The sequence below is a fragment of the Pseudomonas sp. LLC-1 genome, from assembly GCF_002992185.1.
GTDB lineage: Bacteria > Pseudomonadota > Gammaproteobacteria > Pseudomonadales > Pseudomonadaceae > Aquipseudomonas > Aquipseudomonas monteilii.
The window spans coordinates 130442-146936 of the sequence record NZ_LUVY01000006.1 but is presented as its reverse complement, the minus strand read 5'-3'; the positions used below and the strand labels follow the sequence as shown (position 1 = coordinate 146936).

At 62.3% G+C, this 16495-nt stretch carries 14 protein-coding genes; 9 read left to right on the top strand and 5 right to left on the bottom strand.

Annotated features, from left to right (window positions below):
• Window positions 1–3 precede the first annotated feature (3 nt).
• From algG to A0O30_RS04380, 7 genes are all read left to right on the top strand, one after another.
• Window positions 4–1563 (top strand): mannuronan 5-epimerase AlgG, encoded by a 1560-nt coding sequence (gene algG, locus A0O30_RS04415; RefSeq protein ID WP_105945715.1) that lies wholly within the window; start codon window positions 4–6, stop codon window positions 1561–1563.
• 13 nt (window positions 1564–1576) lie between these two features.
• The gene (locus tag A0O30_RS04410; RefSeq protein ID WP_105945714.1) at window positions 1577–3019 is read left to right on the top strand and encodes an alginate O-acetyltransferase; all 1443 of its coding nucleotides are present in this window, start codon (window positions 1577–1579) and stop codon (window positions 3017–3019) included.
• A gap of 8 nt (window positions 3020–3027) precedes the next feature.
• Window positions 3028–4131 carry a mannuronate-specific alginate lyase gene (locus A0O30_RS04405; protein ID WP_105945713.1) on the top strand — a complete coding sequence of 368 codons (1104 nt, stop codon included), beginning with the start codon at window positions 3028–3030 and terminating at the stop codon, window positions 4129–4131.
• A 196-nt stretch (window positions 4132–4327) separates the two neighbouring features.
• The gene (locus A0O30_RS04395) at window positions 4328–5785 is read left to right on the top strand and encodes an MBOAT family protein (RefSeq protein ID WP_105945712.1); all 1458 of its coding nucleotides are present in this window, start codon (window positions 4328–4330) and stop codon (window positions 5783–5785) included.
• Window positions 5786–5795: 10 nt separating this feature from the next.
• Window positions 5796–6953 (top strand): alginate O-acetyltransferase, encoded by a 1158-nt coding sequence (locus tag A0O30_RS04390; protein ID WP_105945711.1) that lies wholly within the window; start codon window positions 5796–5798, stop codon window positions 6951–6953.
• Window positions 6954–6973: 20 nt separating this feature from the next.
• Window positions 6974–7621, top strand: coding sequence for an alginate O-acetyltransferase AlgF (locus A0O30_RS04385; protein ID WP_016713514.1), 648 nt, complete (start codon window positions 6974–6976; stop codon window positions 7619–7621).
• A 35-nt stretch (window positions 7622–7656) separates the two neighbouring features.
• The gene (locus A0O30_RS04380) at window positions 7657–9111 is read left to right on the top strand and encodes a mannose-1-phosphate guanylyltransferase/mannose-6-phosphate isomerase (protein WP_105945710.1); all 1455 of its coding nucleotides are present in this window, start codon (window positions 7657–7659) and stop codon (window positions 9109–9111) included.
• A gap of 61 nt (window positions 9112–9172) precedes the next feature.
• Here A0O30_RS04380 and A0O30_RS04375 read toward each other — a convergent pair whose 3' ends face one another.
• Window positions 9173–9964, bottom strand: a complete 792-nt coding sequence (locus A0O30_RS04375; protein WP_146256299.1) for a hypothetical protein — start codon at window positions 9962–9964, stop codon at window positions 9173–9175.
• A 137-nt stretch (window positions 9965–10101) separates the two neighbouring features.
• A complete protein-coding gene (locus A0O30_RS04370; protein ID WP_105945708.1) occupies window positions 10102–10551 on the bottom strand; it encodes a hypothetical protein in 450 nt (149 codons plus the stop codon).
• Window positions 10552–10743: 192 nt separating this feature from the next.
• Here A0O30_RS04370 and A0O30_RS04365 point away from each other — a divergent pair, with 192 nt between their 5' ends.
• Together A0O30_RS04365 and A0O30_RS04360 are read left to right on the top strand one after the other, a co-directional pair.
• The gene (locus A0O30_RS04365) at window positions 10744–11208 is read left to right on the top strand and encodes a multidrug transporter (RefSeq protein WP_105945707.1); all 465 of its coding nucleotides are present in this window, start codon (window positions 10744–10746) and stop codon (window positions 11206–11208) included.
• Between the two features lie 142 nt (window positions 11209–11350).
• The gene (locus tag A0O30_RS04360) at window positions 11351–12175 is read left to right on the top strand and encodes an SDR family oxidoreductase (protein ID WP_105945706.1); all 825 of its coding nucleotides are present in this window, start codon (window positions 11351–11353) and stop codon (window positions 12173–12175) included.
• Between the two features lie 129 nt (window positions 12176–12304).
• On the opposite strand, the gene A0O30_RS04355 is transcribed toward A0O30_RS04360, so the two are convergent.
• From A0O30_RS04355 to A0O30_RS04345, 3 genes are read right to left on the bottom strand one after another with little or no spacing between them, the layout of a single operon-like run.
• The gene (locus A0O30_RS04355) at window positions 12305–13756 is read right to left on the bottom strand and encodes an efflux transporter outer membrane subunit (RefSeq protein ID WP_105945705.1); all 1452 of its coding nucleotides are present in this window, start codon (window positions 13754–13756) and stop codon (window positions 12305–12307) included.
• Window positions 13753–14814 (bottom strand): HlyD family secretion protein, encoded by a 1062-nt coding sequence (locus A0O30_RS04350; RefSeq protein WP_019098854.1) that lies wholly within the window; start codon window positions 14812–14814, stop codon window positions 13753–13755. Before A0O30_RS04350 ends, A0O30_RS04355 begins: the two co-directional genes overlap by 4 nt.
• Before the next feature lie 28 nt (window positions 14815–14842).
• On the bottom strand, window positions 14843–16384 hold the full coding sequence (locus tag A0O30_RS04345) for an MFS transporter (RefSeq protein ID WP_105945704.1): 1542 nt from the start codon (window positions 16382–16384) through the stop codon (window positions 14843–14845).
• Between the last annotated feature and the right edge of the window lie 111 nt (window positions 16385–16495).

Genomic DNA, 16495 nt, shown 5'->3' with positions numbered 1-16495 from the left:
CTGATGAACCTTCACCCGCACTTACGTCACAGCCTGTTGGCCAGCGCCTTGCTGCTGGCCAGCGGCCTGGTCGCCGCAGCAGAACCTCAGGTCATTGCCAAGGAACTGCAGCAGGCCAAGACCTACACCGTGGCCAGCGCGCCGATCGAGCCGCTGCAGATGGACCCGCCCAAGCTGCCTGACCTGACCGGTTTCACGGCCGAGGCCGTGCAGAAGAAGATCGACCGTAGCCACAAGGGCAAGGTCAGCCTGCGCCGCATGTTCCAGGAGGACACCCTCAAGGAGTTTGTCGGTGGTGACAACAAGGCGGCCGAGTGGGTGCAGCGCCAGCACGGCATTCCGCAGGCGATCTTCGTCGATGACGGCCATGTCGACCTGGTGGAGCTGAGCAAGAAGGTGCCCAGACAGTACCTCAGCGAAGTCGAGCCGGGCGTGTACCTGGCGCGCCTGCCGATTGTGGTCGGGCAAAAAGGCATCCTCGAGATCGACGGCAAGGTCAAGCAGTTGCGCCTGTCCCAAGAGGGCGGTTCGTTCCTGGTCAACGACGGCAAGCTGTTCGTCACCGACACCCAGGTGACCGGCTGGCGTGAAAAGGACAACGGCCCGGCAACCTTCCGCTCGCCCAAGGAATTCCGCCCGTTCCTGCTGTCGTGGGGCGGCACCGAGACCTACATCGTCAACACGAAAATGGCCAGCTTCGGCTACGCCAAATCCAAGTCGTATGGCGTGAGCATCTCGCAGTACACGCCGAACATGGCCAAACGCATGGGCCGCCCGGAACCCACCGGCTGGATCATCGGCTCGGCGTTCAGCGACATGTGGTACGGCTTCTACTGCTACGAGACCCAGGACTTCGTGGTGAAGGACAGCACCTACCACGACAACATCGTCTACGGCATCGACCCGCACGACCGCTCGCACCGCCTGATCATCGCCGGCAACACCGTGTACGGCACCAAGAAAAAGCACGGCATCATCGTTTCGCGTGAGGTGAACGACAGCTGGATCATCAACAACAAGAGCTACGACAACAAGCTCTCGGGCGTGGTGATCGACCGTAACAGCGTCAACAACCTGATCGCCTACAACGAGATCTACCGCAACCACACCGACGGCATCACCCTGTACGAAAGCGGCGACAACCTGATTTGGGGCAACAAGCTGATCAACAACCGCCGCCACGGCATCCGCGTGCGTAACAGCGTGAACATCCGCCTGTACGAAAACATCGCCATGGCCAACGGCCTGGTGGGCGTTTACGGCCACATCAAGGACCTGTCCGACACCGACCGCGACATCGCCCTGGACCCGTTCGACACCAAGGTGTCGCTGATTCTGGTGGGCGGTGAACTCACGGCCAACGGCTCCGGCCCGCTGTCGATCGACTCGCCGCTGTCGGTCGAGCTGTACAAGGTGCAGATGCTCGCCCCGCGCAAGGCCAGCGGTATCAGCCTCAACGGCATCCTGGGCGAACGCCAGGACGAAATCCTCGACCTGCTGGTGCGCCAGCAAAAGGCTGTGCTGATCGACCCGGTCGAACGCCAGACCGAAATGATCGATTAAGGAAGCCCAGACCATGACCCCACACCTGATGAAACTGCTGGGCCTGTCCGCCGCCCTTCTGGCGATCAGCCAGGGCGTGCGCGCCGATGATGTGAAGGCCCCCACCTTCAGCGCCGAGCCGTGCTGCCAGCTGTGCCCTGAAGCGCATGACGCCAGTCGCTACACCACCCGTTACCAGCAGAACTTCACCACGCTGGTGCAGGCCAAGGGTGACTGGCTGTTCCGTACCCGCGAAGACCTGCGCACCGAGTTCAACACCACCCCGGCCGGCTACAAACGCCTGCAGCAGGTGCACGACGCGTTCAAGAAGCGCGGCGTGGAACTGGTGGTGGTGTACCAGCCGACCCGTGGCCTGGTGAACCGCAACATGCTCAACCCGGCCGAGAAAGCCGCCTTCGATTACCAGAAGGCGTTGGGCAACTACCAGGCCATGCTCAAGCGCTTCGCCAGCATGGGCTACAACGTGCCCGACCTGTCGCCGCTGACCAACGAGCAGTTGGCCGCCGCCGACCAGGGCAAGGACTTCTACTTCCGTGGCGACCAACACTGGACGCCATACGGCGCCGAACGTGCGGCCAAGATCGTGGCCGACACCGTGCACCACATGCCGGCCTTTGAAGGCATTCCGCGCAAGGAATTCGAAACCCAGAAATCCGGGCGCATGGGCAAGACCGGCACCCTGCACAACGTCGCCGGCCAGCTGTGCGGCACCAGCTATGCGGTGCAGTACATGGACCAGTTTGCCACCGAACCGAAAGGTTCCAGCGGCGGTGGCGACGACTTGTTCGGTGACGGCGGCAACGCCCAGATCACCCTGGTCGGCACCAGCCACAGTGGCAAGAACTACAACTTCTCGGGCTTCCTCGAACAGTACATCGGCGCCGACGTGCTTAACGTCGCCTTCCCTGGCGGTGGCCTGGAAGGCTCGATGATCCAGTACCTGGGCAGCGAGGAATTCCAGAAGAACCCGCCGAAGATCCTGATCTGGGAGTTCTCCCCGCTGTACCGCCTGGACCAGGAAACCATCTGGCGGCAAATCCTTGGCCTGCTCGACGACGGCTGCGACGACCGCCCGGCCCTGATGAGCGCCAGCACCACCCTCAAGCCCGGCAAGAACGAACTGATGGTCAACGGCAAGGGCGGCGTGATCAAAGACCTGATCAACCGCAACCTGCAGATGGACGTGAAGTTCGAAGACCCGTCGGTGAAGGTGTTGCAGGCCACCCTGTGGTACCTCAACGGCCGCCACGAGGACATCAAGCTGGAAAAGCCGGAAACCTCCGACACCGACGGCCGCTTTGTCTTCCAGATGCGTGAAGACGAGGACTGGGCCAGCCAGAGCCTGCTGGCGTTCGAGGTGCAGGGGCCGGAAAGCGGCACCCAGAAAGTCGAAGCCAAGCTCTGCAAACGCAACAACTTCGCCGTGCCTGCGCACACCGCGCAAGCCGGCCAGTGAGGCGACCCATGACCACCTTCAAGCGAATCTTCCGCCCTGCCCTGCTCGCGCTGGCCCTGTTCGGGGGGGCCGCGCATGCCGCGCTGGTACCCCCCCAGGGGTACTACGAGGGGATCGAAAAGCTCAAGACCAGCGATGGTAAGTTCCGTTGCGAAGCAACGCCCAAGCCGTACACCGGTGCGCTGCAGTTCCGCAGCAAGTACGAAGGTTCGGACAGTGCCCGGGCAACCCTCAACGAGGATTCCGAGCAGGCCTTCCGCGACTCCACCAAGGACATCACCACCCTGGAGCGTGGCGTGGCCAAGATGGTCAACCAGTACATGCGTGATGGGCGCCCGGCACAACTCGACTGCGCCCTGACCTGGTTGGGCACCTGGGCGCGTGCCGATGCGCTGATGTCCACCAACTACAACCACACCGGCAAGTCCATGCGCAAATGGGCGCTGGGCAGCATGAGTGGTTCCTGGCTGCGCCTGAAGTTCTCCAACTCGCAGCCGCTGGCCGCGCACCAGGCCGAGGCCGAGCTGATCGAAAAATGGTTCGCCCGCCTTGCAGAGCAAACCGTACGCGACTGGAGCAACCTGCCGCTGGCGAAGATCAACAACCACAGCTACTGGGCCGCCTGGTCGGTCATGGCCACCTCGGTGGCGACCAACCGCCGCGACCTGTTCGACTGGGCCGTGAAGGAATACAAGATCGGCGCCAACCAGGTCGACGAACAGGGCTTCCTGCCCAACGAGATCAAGCGCAAGCAGCGCGCCCTGGCCTACCACAACTACGCCCTGCCACCGCTGGCGATGATCGCCAGCTTTGCCAAAGCCAACGGTGTGGACCTGCGCAGCGAAAACAACTTTGCCCTGCAGCGCTTGGGTGAAGGCGTGCTGTATGGCGCCCGCGATCCTAAGCACTTCGCGGAACGCGCAGGCGAAAAACAAGACATGAAAGACCTCAAGGTCGACAGCAAGTACGCCTGGCTCGAACCCTGGTGCGCGCTGTACCAGTGCGTGGGCGACACGCTCGAACGCAAGCACGGCATGCAGCCGTTCGACAATTTCAGGCTCGGCGGCAACCTGACCCGGGTCTATGACCCGAGCGCAGAGAGCAAGAAATGAAGTGAACCCCGTGTGGGGTCGGAACCTGTGGGAGCGGGCATGCCCGCGAACAAGGGCGAAGCCCTTGCCATGCACCGCGGTGCCTTCTTCGCGGGCTCGCCCGCTCCCACAGGGACCTAAGTTGCCTTCCGGTTTTGCACTGGGGGGTTTGGGGGGCGCTGTGCCCCGGATGCTGTGAACAAAAAGGAGAACCGGGATGGTCTTCTCGTCCAACGTGTTCCTGTTCCTGTTCTTGCCGATCTTCCTCGGCCTGTACTACTTGAGCGGGCAACGCTATCGCAACCTGCTGCTGCTGGTCGCCAGCTACATCTTCTATGCCTGGTGGCGGGTGGACTTCCTGGCCCTGTTCGCCGGAGTCACCCTGTGGAACTACTGGATCGGCCTTAAAGTCGGTGCCGCCGGCGTGCGCACCAAGCCGGCCCAGCGCTGGCTGCTGCTGGGCGTGGGCGTCGACCTGGCGATTCTCGGCTACTTCAAGTACGCCAACTTCGGTGTCGACAGCCTGAACGCGATCATCAGCTCGTTCGGCCTGGAGCCGTTCATCCTCACCCACGTGCTGCTGCCGATCGGTATCTCGTTCTACATCTTCGAGTCGATCAGCTACATCATCGACGTGTACCGTGGCGACACCCCGGCTACCCGCAACCTGATCGACTTCGCAGCGTTCGTGGCGATCTTCCCGCACCTGATCGCCGGCCCCGTGCTGCGCTTCAAGGACCTGGTCGACCAGTTCAACAACCGCACCCACACCCTGGACAAGTTCTCCGAAGGTTGCACCCGCTTCATGCAGGGCTTCATCAAGAAAGTGTTCATTGCCGACACCCTCGCGGTAGTCGCCGACCACTGCTTCGCCCTGCAAAACCCGACCACGGGTGATGCCTGGCTGGGCGCGCTGGCCTACACCGCGCAGCTGTACTTCGACTTCAGCGGCTACAGCGACATGGCCATCGGCCTGGGCCTGATGATGGGCTTCCGCTTCATGGAAAACTTCAAGCAGCCGTACATCAGCCAGTCGATCACCGAGTTCTGGCGCCGCTGGCACATCAGCCTGTCGACCTGGCTGCGCGACTACCTGTACATCACCTTGGGCGGTAACCGCAAAGGCACCTTCAACACCTACCGCAACCTGTTCCTGACCATGCTGCTGGGCGGCCTGTGGCACGGTGCCAACTTCACCTACATCATCTGGGGCGCCTGGCACGGCATGTGGCTGGCCATCGAGCGTGCGCTGGGCATCGATACCAACCCGCAGCGCTTCAACCCGGTGAAATGGGCCTTCACCTTCCTGTTGGTGGTGGTCGGCTGGGTGATCTTCCGCGCCGAAAACCTGCACGTGGCCGGCCGCATGTACGGCGCCATGTTCAGCTTTGGCGACTGGCAGCTGTCGGAACTCAACCGCGCCCAGCTGACCGGCCTGCAAGTGGCCACCCTGGTGATCGCCTACCTCACCCTGGCGTTCTTCGGCCTGCGCGACTTCTACCGCAATGCCAAGCCAGCGCCCAAGGCGACCCCGGTGCAAGTCAACGCGGATGGCTCGATCGGCCTGGACTGGACCCGGGTCATGACCCGCGCCCTGGTGCTGCTGCTGTTCGTGGCCTCGATCCTCAAGCTTTCGGCGCAAAGCTACTCGCCGTTCCTGTACTTCCAGTTCTGAGGCCGATGACATGAACCGTACTTTACGCATCACGTATTCACTGTCGTTCCTCGGCTTGCTGGTCGGCATGGGCGTGTGGTCCACCGGTGGCCTGCAAAGCTTCCAGCGCACCGAGCAGATGACCGTGCTCAACGGCAAGCTGGCCAAGGCCGCCGAAACCCACTACGACGAGCAATTCCCGATCAAGCGCCTGGGCACCAACCTCTGGGCCGCGCTGGACTTCAAGCTGTTCAACGAAGGCCGCCCCGGTGTGGTGCTGGGCCGTGACCAGTGGCTGTTCAGCGACGAAGAGTTCAAGCCCACCGCCGGCGCCGAGCAACTGATGCAGGAAAACCTGGCGCTGATCCGCGGCGTGCGCGACACCTTGCAGCAGCACGGCAGCCAGCTGGTGCTGGCCATCGTGCCAGCCAAGGCGCGTATCTATTCGGAATACCTGGGCAAAGAGCAACCGGCCAGCCTGCACGACGACCTGTACAACCAGTTCCATGCACAGGTGCGCCAGGCCAATGTGTTCGCCCCCGACCTGCAAGCGGCCATGGAACAAGCCAAGGCCCGTGGCCAGGTGTTCCTGCGCACCGACACCCACTGGACGCCGATGGGCGCCGAAGCGGCAGCGCAGGCGCTGGCTGAAGCCGTTAGCCGACAGAACCTGCTCAATGGCGAGCCGCAAACCTTCGTCACCGAAGCCGGCAACACCGCCCCCTACAAAGGCGACCTGACCAACTTCCTGCCGCTCGACCCGCTGTTCAGCAACCTGCTGCCAACCCCGGACAACCTGCAACAGCGCAGTACCCGCCCGGCAGAGGCCGCAGGCGAAAGCGACGACGCACTGTTCGCCAACAACGAGATCCCCGTAGCGCTGGTGGGCACCAGCTACAGCGCCAACCCGCACTGGAACTTCCTGGGTGCGCTGCAACAAGCCCTGCGCAGCGACGTGGCCAACTACGCCGAAGACGGCCACGGCCCGCTGCTGCCAATGCTCAAGTACCTGCAAAGCGATGCCTTCAAGAACGCCGCACCGCAAGTGGTGGTGTGGGAATTCCCCGAACGCTACCTGCCCATGAAAAACGACCTCAGCAGCTTCGACCCGCAGTGGATCGCGCAGCTGAAGAACACCCGTAAATCCGAAGAAAACCTGGCCTTGTCGTCCACCCGGACGAACCACTGAACGATAGAGAGGAAATGCACATGACTACCAAGACTTCCATTGCCAAAGCCCTCACCCTCGCGGCCGGCCTTTCCCTTGCTTCGATGCAGGCCTTCGCCGGTGCCGACGCCGCCCTGTATGGCCCAAGCGCGCCGAAAGGTTCGACCTTCGTGCGCCTGTACAACGCCGCCAGCGCACCCGCTGCCGCATCGGTCGGCAACACCCAGATCAAACAGGTGGGCGCCCAGGCCAGCAGCGACTTCAGCTTCCTGCCAGGCGGCGACTACACCGCCCAGGTCGGTGGCAAGAGCGTGCCGGTGAAGCTGGCCTCGGACAAGTACTACACCCTGGTCAACAGCAGCAGCGGCAACCCGCAGCTGATCGAAGAACCGCCGTTCAAGAACAAGCAGAAAGCCCTGGTGCGCGTGCAGAACCTGAGCGACCAGCAACTGACCCTGAAAACCGCCGATGGCAAGACCGAAGTGGTCAAGCCGGTGGCCGCCAACGGCCGTGGCGAACGTGAAATCAACCCGGTGAAGGTCAACCTGGCGTTGTTCCAAGGCGACAAGAAAGTGGGCGACGTGAAACCCGTCGCCCTGGAGCGCGGCGAAGCCGCAGTGCTGTACGTAACGGGTTCCGGCAACGCCTTGTCGCCGGTGTGGGTAACTCGCCCCGTGGCTAGCAACTGATCCCTCTGCCTATTAACGACTATTGGAGAAACATGATGATCCCGGTAATTCTTTCTGGTGGTAGCGGTTCGCGTCTGTGGCCTCTGTCGCGCAAGCAGTTCCCTAAGCAGTTCCTGGCCCTGACCGGTGAACACACCCTGTTCCAGCAAACCATCGAGCGCCTGGTGTTCGAAGGCATGGACACGCCGATCGTGGTCTGCAACAAGGACCACAAGTTCATCGTCCAGGAGCAGCTGGCTGCCCTGAAGCTGGAAACCCAAGGCATCCTGATGGAGCCATTCGGCCGCAACACTGCGCCCGCCGTGGCCATGGCCGCCATGAAACTGGTCAACGAAGGCCGCGACGAGCTGATGCTGGTGCTGCCTGCCGACCATGTGATCGATGACCAGAAGGCCCTGCAACGCGCCCTGGCCCTGGCCACCGTGGCCGCCGAGCGTGGCGAGATGGTGCTGTTCGGCGTGCCGGCGACCAAACCGGAAACCGGCTACGGCTACATCCGCTCCAGCCAGGACGCCCTGCTGCCCGAAGGCGTGGCGCGTGTGGCCCAGTTCGTTGAAAAACCCGATGAAAAACGCGCCGCCGAGTTCGTCCAGGCCGGTGGCTACTTCTGGAACAGCGGCATGTTCCTGTTCCGCGCCAGCCGCTTCCTCGAAGAGCTGAAAAAGCACGACGGCGATATCTACGACACTTGCGTGCTGGCCCTTGAGCGCAGCCAGGAAGATGGCGACGTGCTGAGCATCGACGAAGCCACCTTCGCCTGCTGCCCGGACAACTCCATCGACTACGCGGTGATGGAAAAAACCCAGCGCGCCTGCGTGGTGCCGATGTCGGCCGGCTGGAGCGATGTAGGCTGCTGGTCGTCGCTGTGGGAAGTGCATGAAAAGGACGAGGACGGCAACGTCACCAAAGGCGACGTGGTGGTGCAGGACAGCCGCAACTGCATGATCCACGGCAACGGCAAGCTGGTGTCGGTGATCGGCCTGGAAAACATCGTGGTGGTCGAGACCAAGGACGCCATGATGATCGCCCACAAGGACAAGGTCCAAGGCGTGAAGCAGATGGTCAAGACCCTGGACGAACAGGGCCGCACCGAAACCCAAAACCACCTGGAAGTGTATCGCCCATGGGGCTCGTACGATTCGGTGGACATGGGCGGCCGCTTCCAGGTCAAGCACATCACCGTCAAGCCGGGCGCCAGCCTGTCGCTGCAGATGCACCACCACCGTGCCGAGCACTGGATCGTGGTGTCGGGTACTGCCGAGGTGACGTGTGACGAGAACGTGTTCCTGCTGACCGAGAACCAGTCCACCTACATTCCGATTGCCTCGGTCCACCGCCTACGCAACCCGGGCAAGATCCCGCTTGAGATCATCGAAGTGCAGTCCGGCAGTTACCTGGGCGAGGATGATATCGAGCGCTTCGAGGATGTGTACGGACGTACGTCCACGCCGATCGAGCGTGGGATTTCGGTGAAGACCATCGCGCAGTAAATCGCTGGCGAAAAAAGCCCCGTGGCCTTGAAAGGTCACGGGGTTTCTTTCATGACGTGCGTTACTTAGGACGCAAATCAAGCTCCACCCGCCCCTTGCTCAGCACATACGTGCGACCGGACCAAGTAAACTCAAAGTTGAATTCGATCAACAGGCTTTCACCCGATTTATATTTGAAATTACTGATCGGCTCGCTTTCACCGCTTGGCCGCCCAGCATAAAGCATGTTATTGACAGCAGCGAGATAACTGGTAACACCATCAGCTGTAAACTGAAAAAAAGCGCCAAAAATACCCAGATCACCGGCCAAGTCGTGTCTTTGGCTAACATGAACGCCTGTCAGCTCTCCTACCGAGTTGTAGTACAGCCAGATGTCATCAGCATTAAACCCACTATTGCCCTCAAGGGCAGGACTTACCCGTGCCTTCGCGGCCCGAAATTCCGTCATTGCCTGCTTGTTCACAACGCTGTCTATTTCGAAGGTGCCTTGGGTCACCGAGAACGAATCGTTGCGTCCCTTGAATTTGAAGCTCGCCTTCTTCGGCTCGCCTGAACTGCCCAACGTCTCGATGGTCAGCTGGCCGCTTTCTGCGTAACCGGCTCCTTCAATGCCGAGGTGCGCCCAGACCCTATTCGCTTCCAGAGGCTCGATATCGTAGCTTTTCGCCTCTGGATTTTCGGGCAAACGAAAATAGATGAAGGGTTCGTTGCCTATTGCGTTATCGTCCACCGCAAAAACCGCATGCTCTGACAGATAGCTGATGGTGCTGGCATGGAATTTTTTTTCACGCCCACGTATAACGGCACTCATTTGACCAGACGACCGCTCGATCTTTTCTTTGGATGAACTCACTCTCTTATCTCCTGTGGCGGCGGAAATTTATTAAGTAGGACCTTCACGTGATGGACGTGCCGCCGTGGGGAAAGGCTATGGTGAGCCCCCCCTTCCGAAACTGGCAGAAATGCTAGGTGTTCAGTCCGTTTGAACAATTACAGACGTATATCGACTTCCCCATTCCTCATTTGATGGATGACGTCGGCCTGCATGAACTCCAGCGAAAAATTAAATGCAATTTGACTACCCGGTGTCCAGGTCAAGTTCGTGATCTCGAAACTTTTGGCAAACTTCAAGGTGGGGGAATAGACCAGCGCTGAGCTGACCCAGGGGGCACCGTTTGCATCGTACTCAAGGATAAACAGTGTGCCCAGTTGTGAAGGGTCGTCGCCGTCGGAGAATCTCTGATAATTGGCAATTGAACTCGGACGCGCGCCATTACCGTTAGCCTCCAGAAAATCGGCTTTATAATTCGAACGCTTGTTTAATGGTGGGTCAATATCGGCTTTCCCAATACCTGTGGCGTGTACCGTGATGCCGGGCTCTAGAGTGAATTTACCCTCTCCCATCGGCTTGGACGGCCCGCTCGCTTTGGTCTGTCTCATCTTCGATTTCTCCCAGGGCAGCTAACGTTCATGAGTGCAGAAGGTGCATTGACGCAGCGCCAAAGCTATCGCGCCCCTCGAAAACTCACTACTGGCAGAAATGTCAGGTATGGCAGTAACCCTCACCGCCTTTCAAGCATGAGCGGTTTACCGCTAGGATGGCTGAACACGCGTACTTGAGGTCACCGACTCATGCTTATCGGCGCTTTTCTCATCCTGACCTGGCTGGTGCTGCTGCTGCGCTACCCCGTCAAGGCCCTGCCGATTTCCATGGCTGCGGTCTGCGGTCTGGGCCTGGTGGCACTGTGGGTAGCCTGGCAGGACAGCCGCGAGGCGTCGCAGCTGACACGCCTGGACCTGCGCCTGGCCTACGCCCCCGAGCAATGCCCCGCCGACCGCACCCTGCGGGTGACAATGAAGAACGGCAATGACGTCCCACTGACCGAGCTGCGTTGGCGCGTGGGTGCCTATGCCCCTGGCGATACCGTGAACCTTGCAGAGAACACCTACAACGCGCCGCGCTACCGAGGACCCGGTGAGTTGCAGCCGGGGGCCGAGTGGGCTGACTGCCTGCCACTGCCGCCTCTGCGTTCGGGGTATCGACCGCAGACGCTGGAGTTTCGGGCGGAGCATCTGCAAGGTACATTCGCTAACTGACCTGTTGTCTGGTCTGCCCTCATCGCCGGCAAGCCAGCTCCCACAAATGCCCCAGCCTGCATCAAACCCTGTGGGACCCGGCTTGCCGGCGATGAGGCCGGACCAGACAACACAACCCTCACTCCAAGCAAAGGCCCACTCCATGCCCACCGTCCTGATCACCGGTTGTTCCAGCGGCATCGGCCGCGCCCTGGCCGACGCCTTTCGCGATGCTGGCTTCGAAGTCTGGGCCACCGCCCGCAAACCCGACGACGTCGATCAACTGGCCGCAGCCGGTTTCGCCGCACGGCAACTGGATGTGAATGACAGCGAGGCGCTGAAGCGTCTGGCCGATGAACTGGAAGACCGCTACGGCCGCCTGGACATGCTGATCAACAACGCCGGCTACGGCGCCATGGGCCCGCTGCTCGATGGCGGCGTCGACGCCCTGCGCCAACAGTTTGAAACCAACGTGTTCGCGGTGGTGGGCGTAACCCGCGCAGTGTTTCCGTTGCTACGCCGCTCACGAGGAACAGTGGTGAACATCGGCAGTGTTTCCGGCGTACTGGTCACACCGTTCGCCGGTGCCTACTGCGCCTCGAAAGCGGCCGTGCATGCACTGAGCGATGCCTTGCGCCTGGAGCTGGCGCCGTTCGGTGTGCAGGTGATGGAAGTGCAGCCGGGGGCGATTGCCTCGCAGTTCGCCAACAATGCCCAGCGCCAGGCCGAGCAGGTGCTGGCGGCGGATTCGGCGTGGTGGCCGTTGCGCGAGCATGTGCAGGCGCGGGCGCGGGCTTCTCAGGACAGACCGACTTCGGCGGCGGTGTTCGCCCAAGGGGTGTTGGCGGCCGTTGGCAAGTCCCCCGTACCCGCAGTGGTGCGGTTGGGGAATGGCAGTACGGCGCTGCCGCTGATGGCCCGGTTGCTGCCACGGCGGTTGCTGGATTGGGCATTGCGCAAGCGGTTTGGGCTACTGCGCCCGCTTTGATTTTTCTGTTGCCAGTACCGGCCCTATCGCCGGCAAGCCAGCTCCCACACGATCCCACCAGGCCCTAGGCCTGCGCTGTACCTGTGGGAGCTGGCTTGCCGGCGATGGGCCGCACAGCGGCCCCGCTTTTTATGCTTTCTTCACCGGCTGCTCATCAAACGCCTGCCAGCCACCCCCCAGGGCCTTGTACAATCCCACCAGCGCCTGCGAAACAGCCGCCGAGCTGTCGATCCACTGCTCCTCGCTGGCCAGCAATGCACCCTGCACCGTCAGCACGTTGAGAAAGTCCACCGCCCCTTCCACATACTGGCGTTGGGCAGTTTCCAGAGCGATGCGGTTCTGTCGCACCGCCTCGGCCAGGTGATCACGGCGCAGTTGGCTGGCGTTATACAGCCGGAGAACATCGTCAATCTCATGCCAGGCGCCCAGCACCACCTTGCGGTAGTTCAGCGCCGCTTCCTGCTGCTGCGCCTCGCGCAGTTCCAGGGTGCCCTTGAGCCGGCCACCCTCGAAGATCGGCAACGACAACTGTGGCCCGAAGGCAAAGCGGCGCGAATCCCAGCCGCCGAAATCAGACAACTGCATGGCCTGGAAACCGACGCTGCCCGACAAGCGGATGCTCGGATAGAAATCAGCCTTGGCCACGCCAATGCTAGCCGTGGCGGCATGCAGGCGGGCTTCGGCCTGGCGAATGTCCGGGCGACGCTCGGCCAGTTCGGATGGCAGGCCGATGGCAAACTTCTGCTGTGGCGCGGGTAATTCGCCGCCTTGCAGCAACTCAGCCTGCAGGCTACGCGGTGGTTCTGCGGCAAGCAGGCTGAGGGCGTTGATCAGGTCATCACGCCGGGCTTCGAGGCTTGGCAGGCGGGCCTCGATCGACGCCACCTGGGCACTGGCCTGAGCCACGTCGAGCCGAGTGGCAACACCCTCGGCCTGACGGTCTTCGGACAATTTCAGGCTGTGTCGGGCAACCTTGAGGTTGTCCTGTGTCACATCAATCGTGTGCTGCACCGCACGCAGCTGAATGTAGTTGCCGGCGGTTTCCGACAGCAGGGCCAGCAGTACCCCGCGGCGGTCGTTCTCGGCCACTTCGACCGTGGCATCGGCAGCCTCGACCTGGCGCCGCACGCGGCCCCACAGGTCCAGTTCCCAACCGGCCACCAGGTCGCCCTGCCAGAGGTTGTAGGCCTCTTTGCCCGCCTTGCCAGACGGGTCGCTCAGGCCTTCGGCGCTGTTGCGGGCACGGCTGTAGCCAGCGTTCGCGTCTACCGACGGCACTTCATCAGCCGCCACGGTGCTGCGCAAGGCGCGGCTTTGCAGCAAGCGGGCACTGGCCATCTGCAGGTCGAGGTTGCGTTCGGCAACGCGCTGGATCAAGGCGCCGAGCTGCGCGTCATGGAAGGTTTCCCACCAGCGCAACTCCAGCGGTTCGGCCTGCGGCTGGCTGGCCGCTGCCTTGCCTTGAAGCGGCGCCCACTGTTGCGGTGCCTGGCTGTCGGGGCGCAGGAAGTCCGGGCCCATCGTGCAACCGGCCATCAACACGGCCAGCAGCAAGGGGCTCAAGCGTAATGCAGGTTTCATCGTGCACTTACCTCTTTGCCATCCAGCTTGTCGCCACGGGTATCGATGGTCGCCTCCACCGACATGCCCACCCGCAAGCGGGAGAGCAACGGCTGCCCGTCATCGAACACGATCTTCACCGGGATGCGCTGCACAACCTTGGTGAAGTTGCCGGTGGCGTTGTCTGGCTTGACCGCAGCGAAGGTCACGCCGGTAGCCGGGGCGATACTCTCTACGTGGCCTTGCAGCTTTTCACCGGAGAAGGTGTCAACGCTGATACTCACCGGCTGTCCCGGCTGCACATGGGTCAGCTGGGTTTCCTGGAAGTTGCCGACCACATAGGCCTGCTGCAACGGCACTACCGATAACAGGCGTGCGCCGGGATTGACGTAAGCGCCCACGCGCAGGGCGCGCTCGCCGACCATGCCATCCACCGGCGCCGTGATGCGGGTGTAGGACAGGTCGAGCTGAGCCTTTTCCACACCGGCTTCGGCACGCTTGAGCTGGCCATCGGCACTGGCCACCTGGGCGGTGAGGATGTCCACTTGCTTACGCGCCGCCACCAGCGCCGCCTGGGCATTGGCCAGGCGAGCGCGGGCCTGGTCGACGCCGCTGCGTGCCTGCTGGGCATTCTGAACGGTACCAGCGCCCTGCTCGGCCAGGCGGCTGTAGCGGTTGACTTCATGGTCGGCGAACGCTGTTTCGGCCTGGGCCGCTTTCACCGCCGCCTCGGCCTGGGCAATCAATGCTGCCTGGCGCTCGAGCGTGGCGCGGGCATCGGCACTTTGCGCCTGAGCCACCAGCAACTGGGCCTGAGCGGCATCCAGGGCGGCCTGGTAGTCACGGGCGTCGATGGTCGCCAGCAACTGGCCTGCCGTGACCTGCTGGTTATCTTCTACCAGCACGTCCTTGATGAAGCCTGCAACCTTGGGCGCAACTACGGTGTAGTCGGCAATGACGTAGGCATCGTTGGTGCTCTGGCGGTGGTCGCTGCCGAACATCCAGGGGCCGACAATGCCAGCCAGAACGGCCACGGCCAGTACCGAGCCAATGAACAGGGTTTTGCGGTTGTTAGTCATTTCAGCGGTTCTCGAATTCATCCAGGGTTCAGGCCACCGCACGCGGCGGGTAGACCCGGGTAGGCACGAAAGGAATCAGGCAGATCAGGGCCACGGCGATGCCAGCCATGACCAGGTAGAGGTCGGCGGAGGTCAGCACCAGCGCCTGGTCGTGAATACGCCGGGCCAGGCCCGCAGCGCTGTCGTCGACCAGCGGGGCGTTGCCCAGGCTGTCCACCAGGTGGTTGGAATGGAAGTGCCGGCGCAGGGTGCCAAGTGCATCCAGCAAGCCACCCGCGATGACTGCAGACAGGCCTTTGACGGTGTTGAACCAACTGGAGGCGAACGGGCCTTCCTGTGGGGTCATCCCGTTGGTGGACAGCATCAGCAGTGGCAGCACCGCCATGGGCTGGCCGAACACCTGCAACAGGTAGAACGGGTAGAAGTCGCCACGGATCCACTCGCTGGTCAGCAGGCTGCTGCCGACACATGACACCGCCAGCATCGCCAGGCCGATGCCCAGCACCCAGCGGCAGTCCACTGCGCGGATGTTGCACAGGGCTGCCGTCAGCGGCAGGGCGATCAGTTGCGGCATCGCCACCAGCATCATCAGCGGGCTGGTCTGTGCCGGGCGGTAGCCCTGGATCTGCGCAAGGTACGCCGACGGGATACTGCCCACGCCCGACAGCACGATCAGCACGCCGGCCAAGGTCACCAAGGCAAAACTCAGGTTGCGCCGCTGCAGCATGCGCAACTGGAAAAACGGCAGCGGCTCGGACCACTCGTTGAACATGAACAGCACCAACAGCAGCAGGCCACCACCCAGCAGCCAGCAGATCAGCGGCGAATCGAACCAGCCCCAACGGTCACCCAGCGACAGGCCCAGCACGATGCAGCTGATGGCGGGCAGGCCGAGTAGCACACCGCGCCAGTCAAACTGCTTGAAACGCTCCAGGCGCAGCGGGTCTTGCGGCAGGCCCCAACCCACGCAGACGATGGCCAGCGCCGACGGCAGGATGATCTGCCAGAACGCCCATTGCCAACCGACGTACTCGGTCCATAGCCCCGCCAGCGGCGTGCCAAGGTTGGGGCCGAAAGTGGCAGTCAGTGCATAGCAGGCCAGGCCATAGACCTTGATGCCCGGCGGCAGAAAGCGCAGGGCCACGCTCATCAGCATCGGCGGCAAGGCACCCGAGGCAAAGCCCTGGAGTACACGCAGCAGTATCAGGCTGTGCAGGTTGGGGGCGAACGGTTGCAGCAGGCCAAGCACGGCGAACAGGCCAATGGCGCTCATGGTGAAGCGCCGCAGTGAGAAGGTGGTGGCCAGCCACGGCGCAAAAGCCATGGCCGAGACCGAGGCGGCGCTGTACACCGCCAGCAGCCAGGCACCTTCATCGGCACCGATGCCCATGGCACCGCGGATATCGGCCAGGGAAATCTTGGTGACTGACTCGTTCAGGCCCGCGCACAGCACGGCCAGCAATACACCAAACAGCCCCACCACCACCTGCACGCCGAACGCCGTCTGCGCAGGTGCAGCCGGCGCGGGGGCGGCGGCCAGCGCCGCAGAGGGTGCGGTCAGGGAACTCATGAAATTACATCTCCAGCAACAATTTCGAGGCTGGAGCAAGTTTAAGAAGGTCGAATGCTGACGAAAACTGACTTGTTGGCAGCTTTATATTGCATCAGACGCAATCGTCAG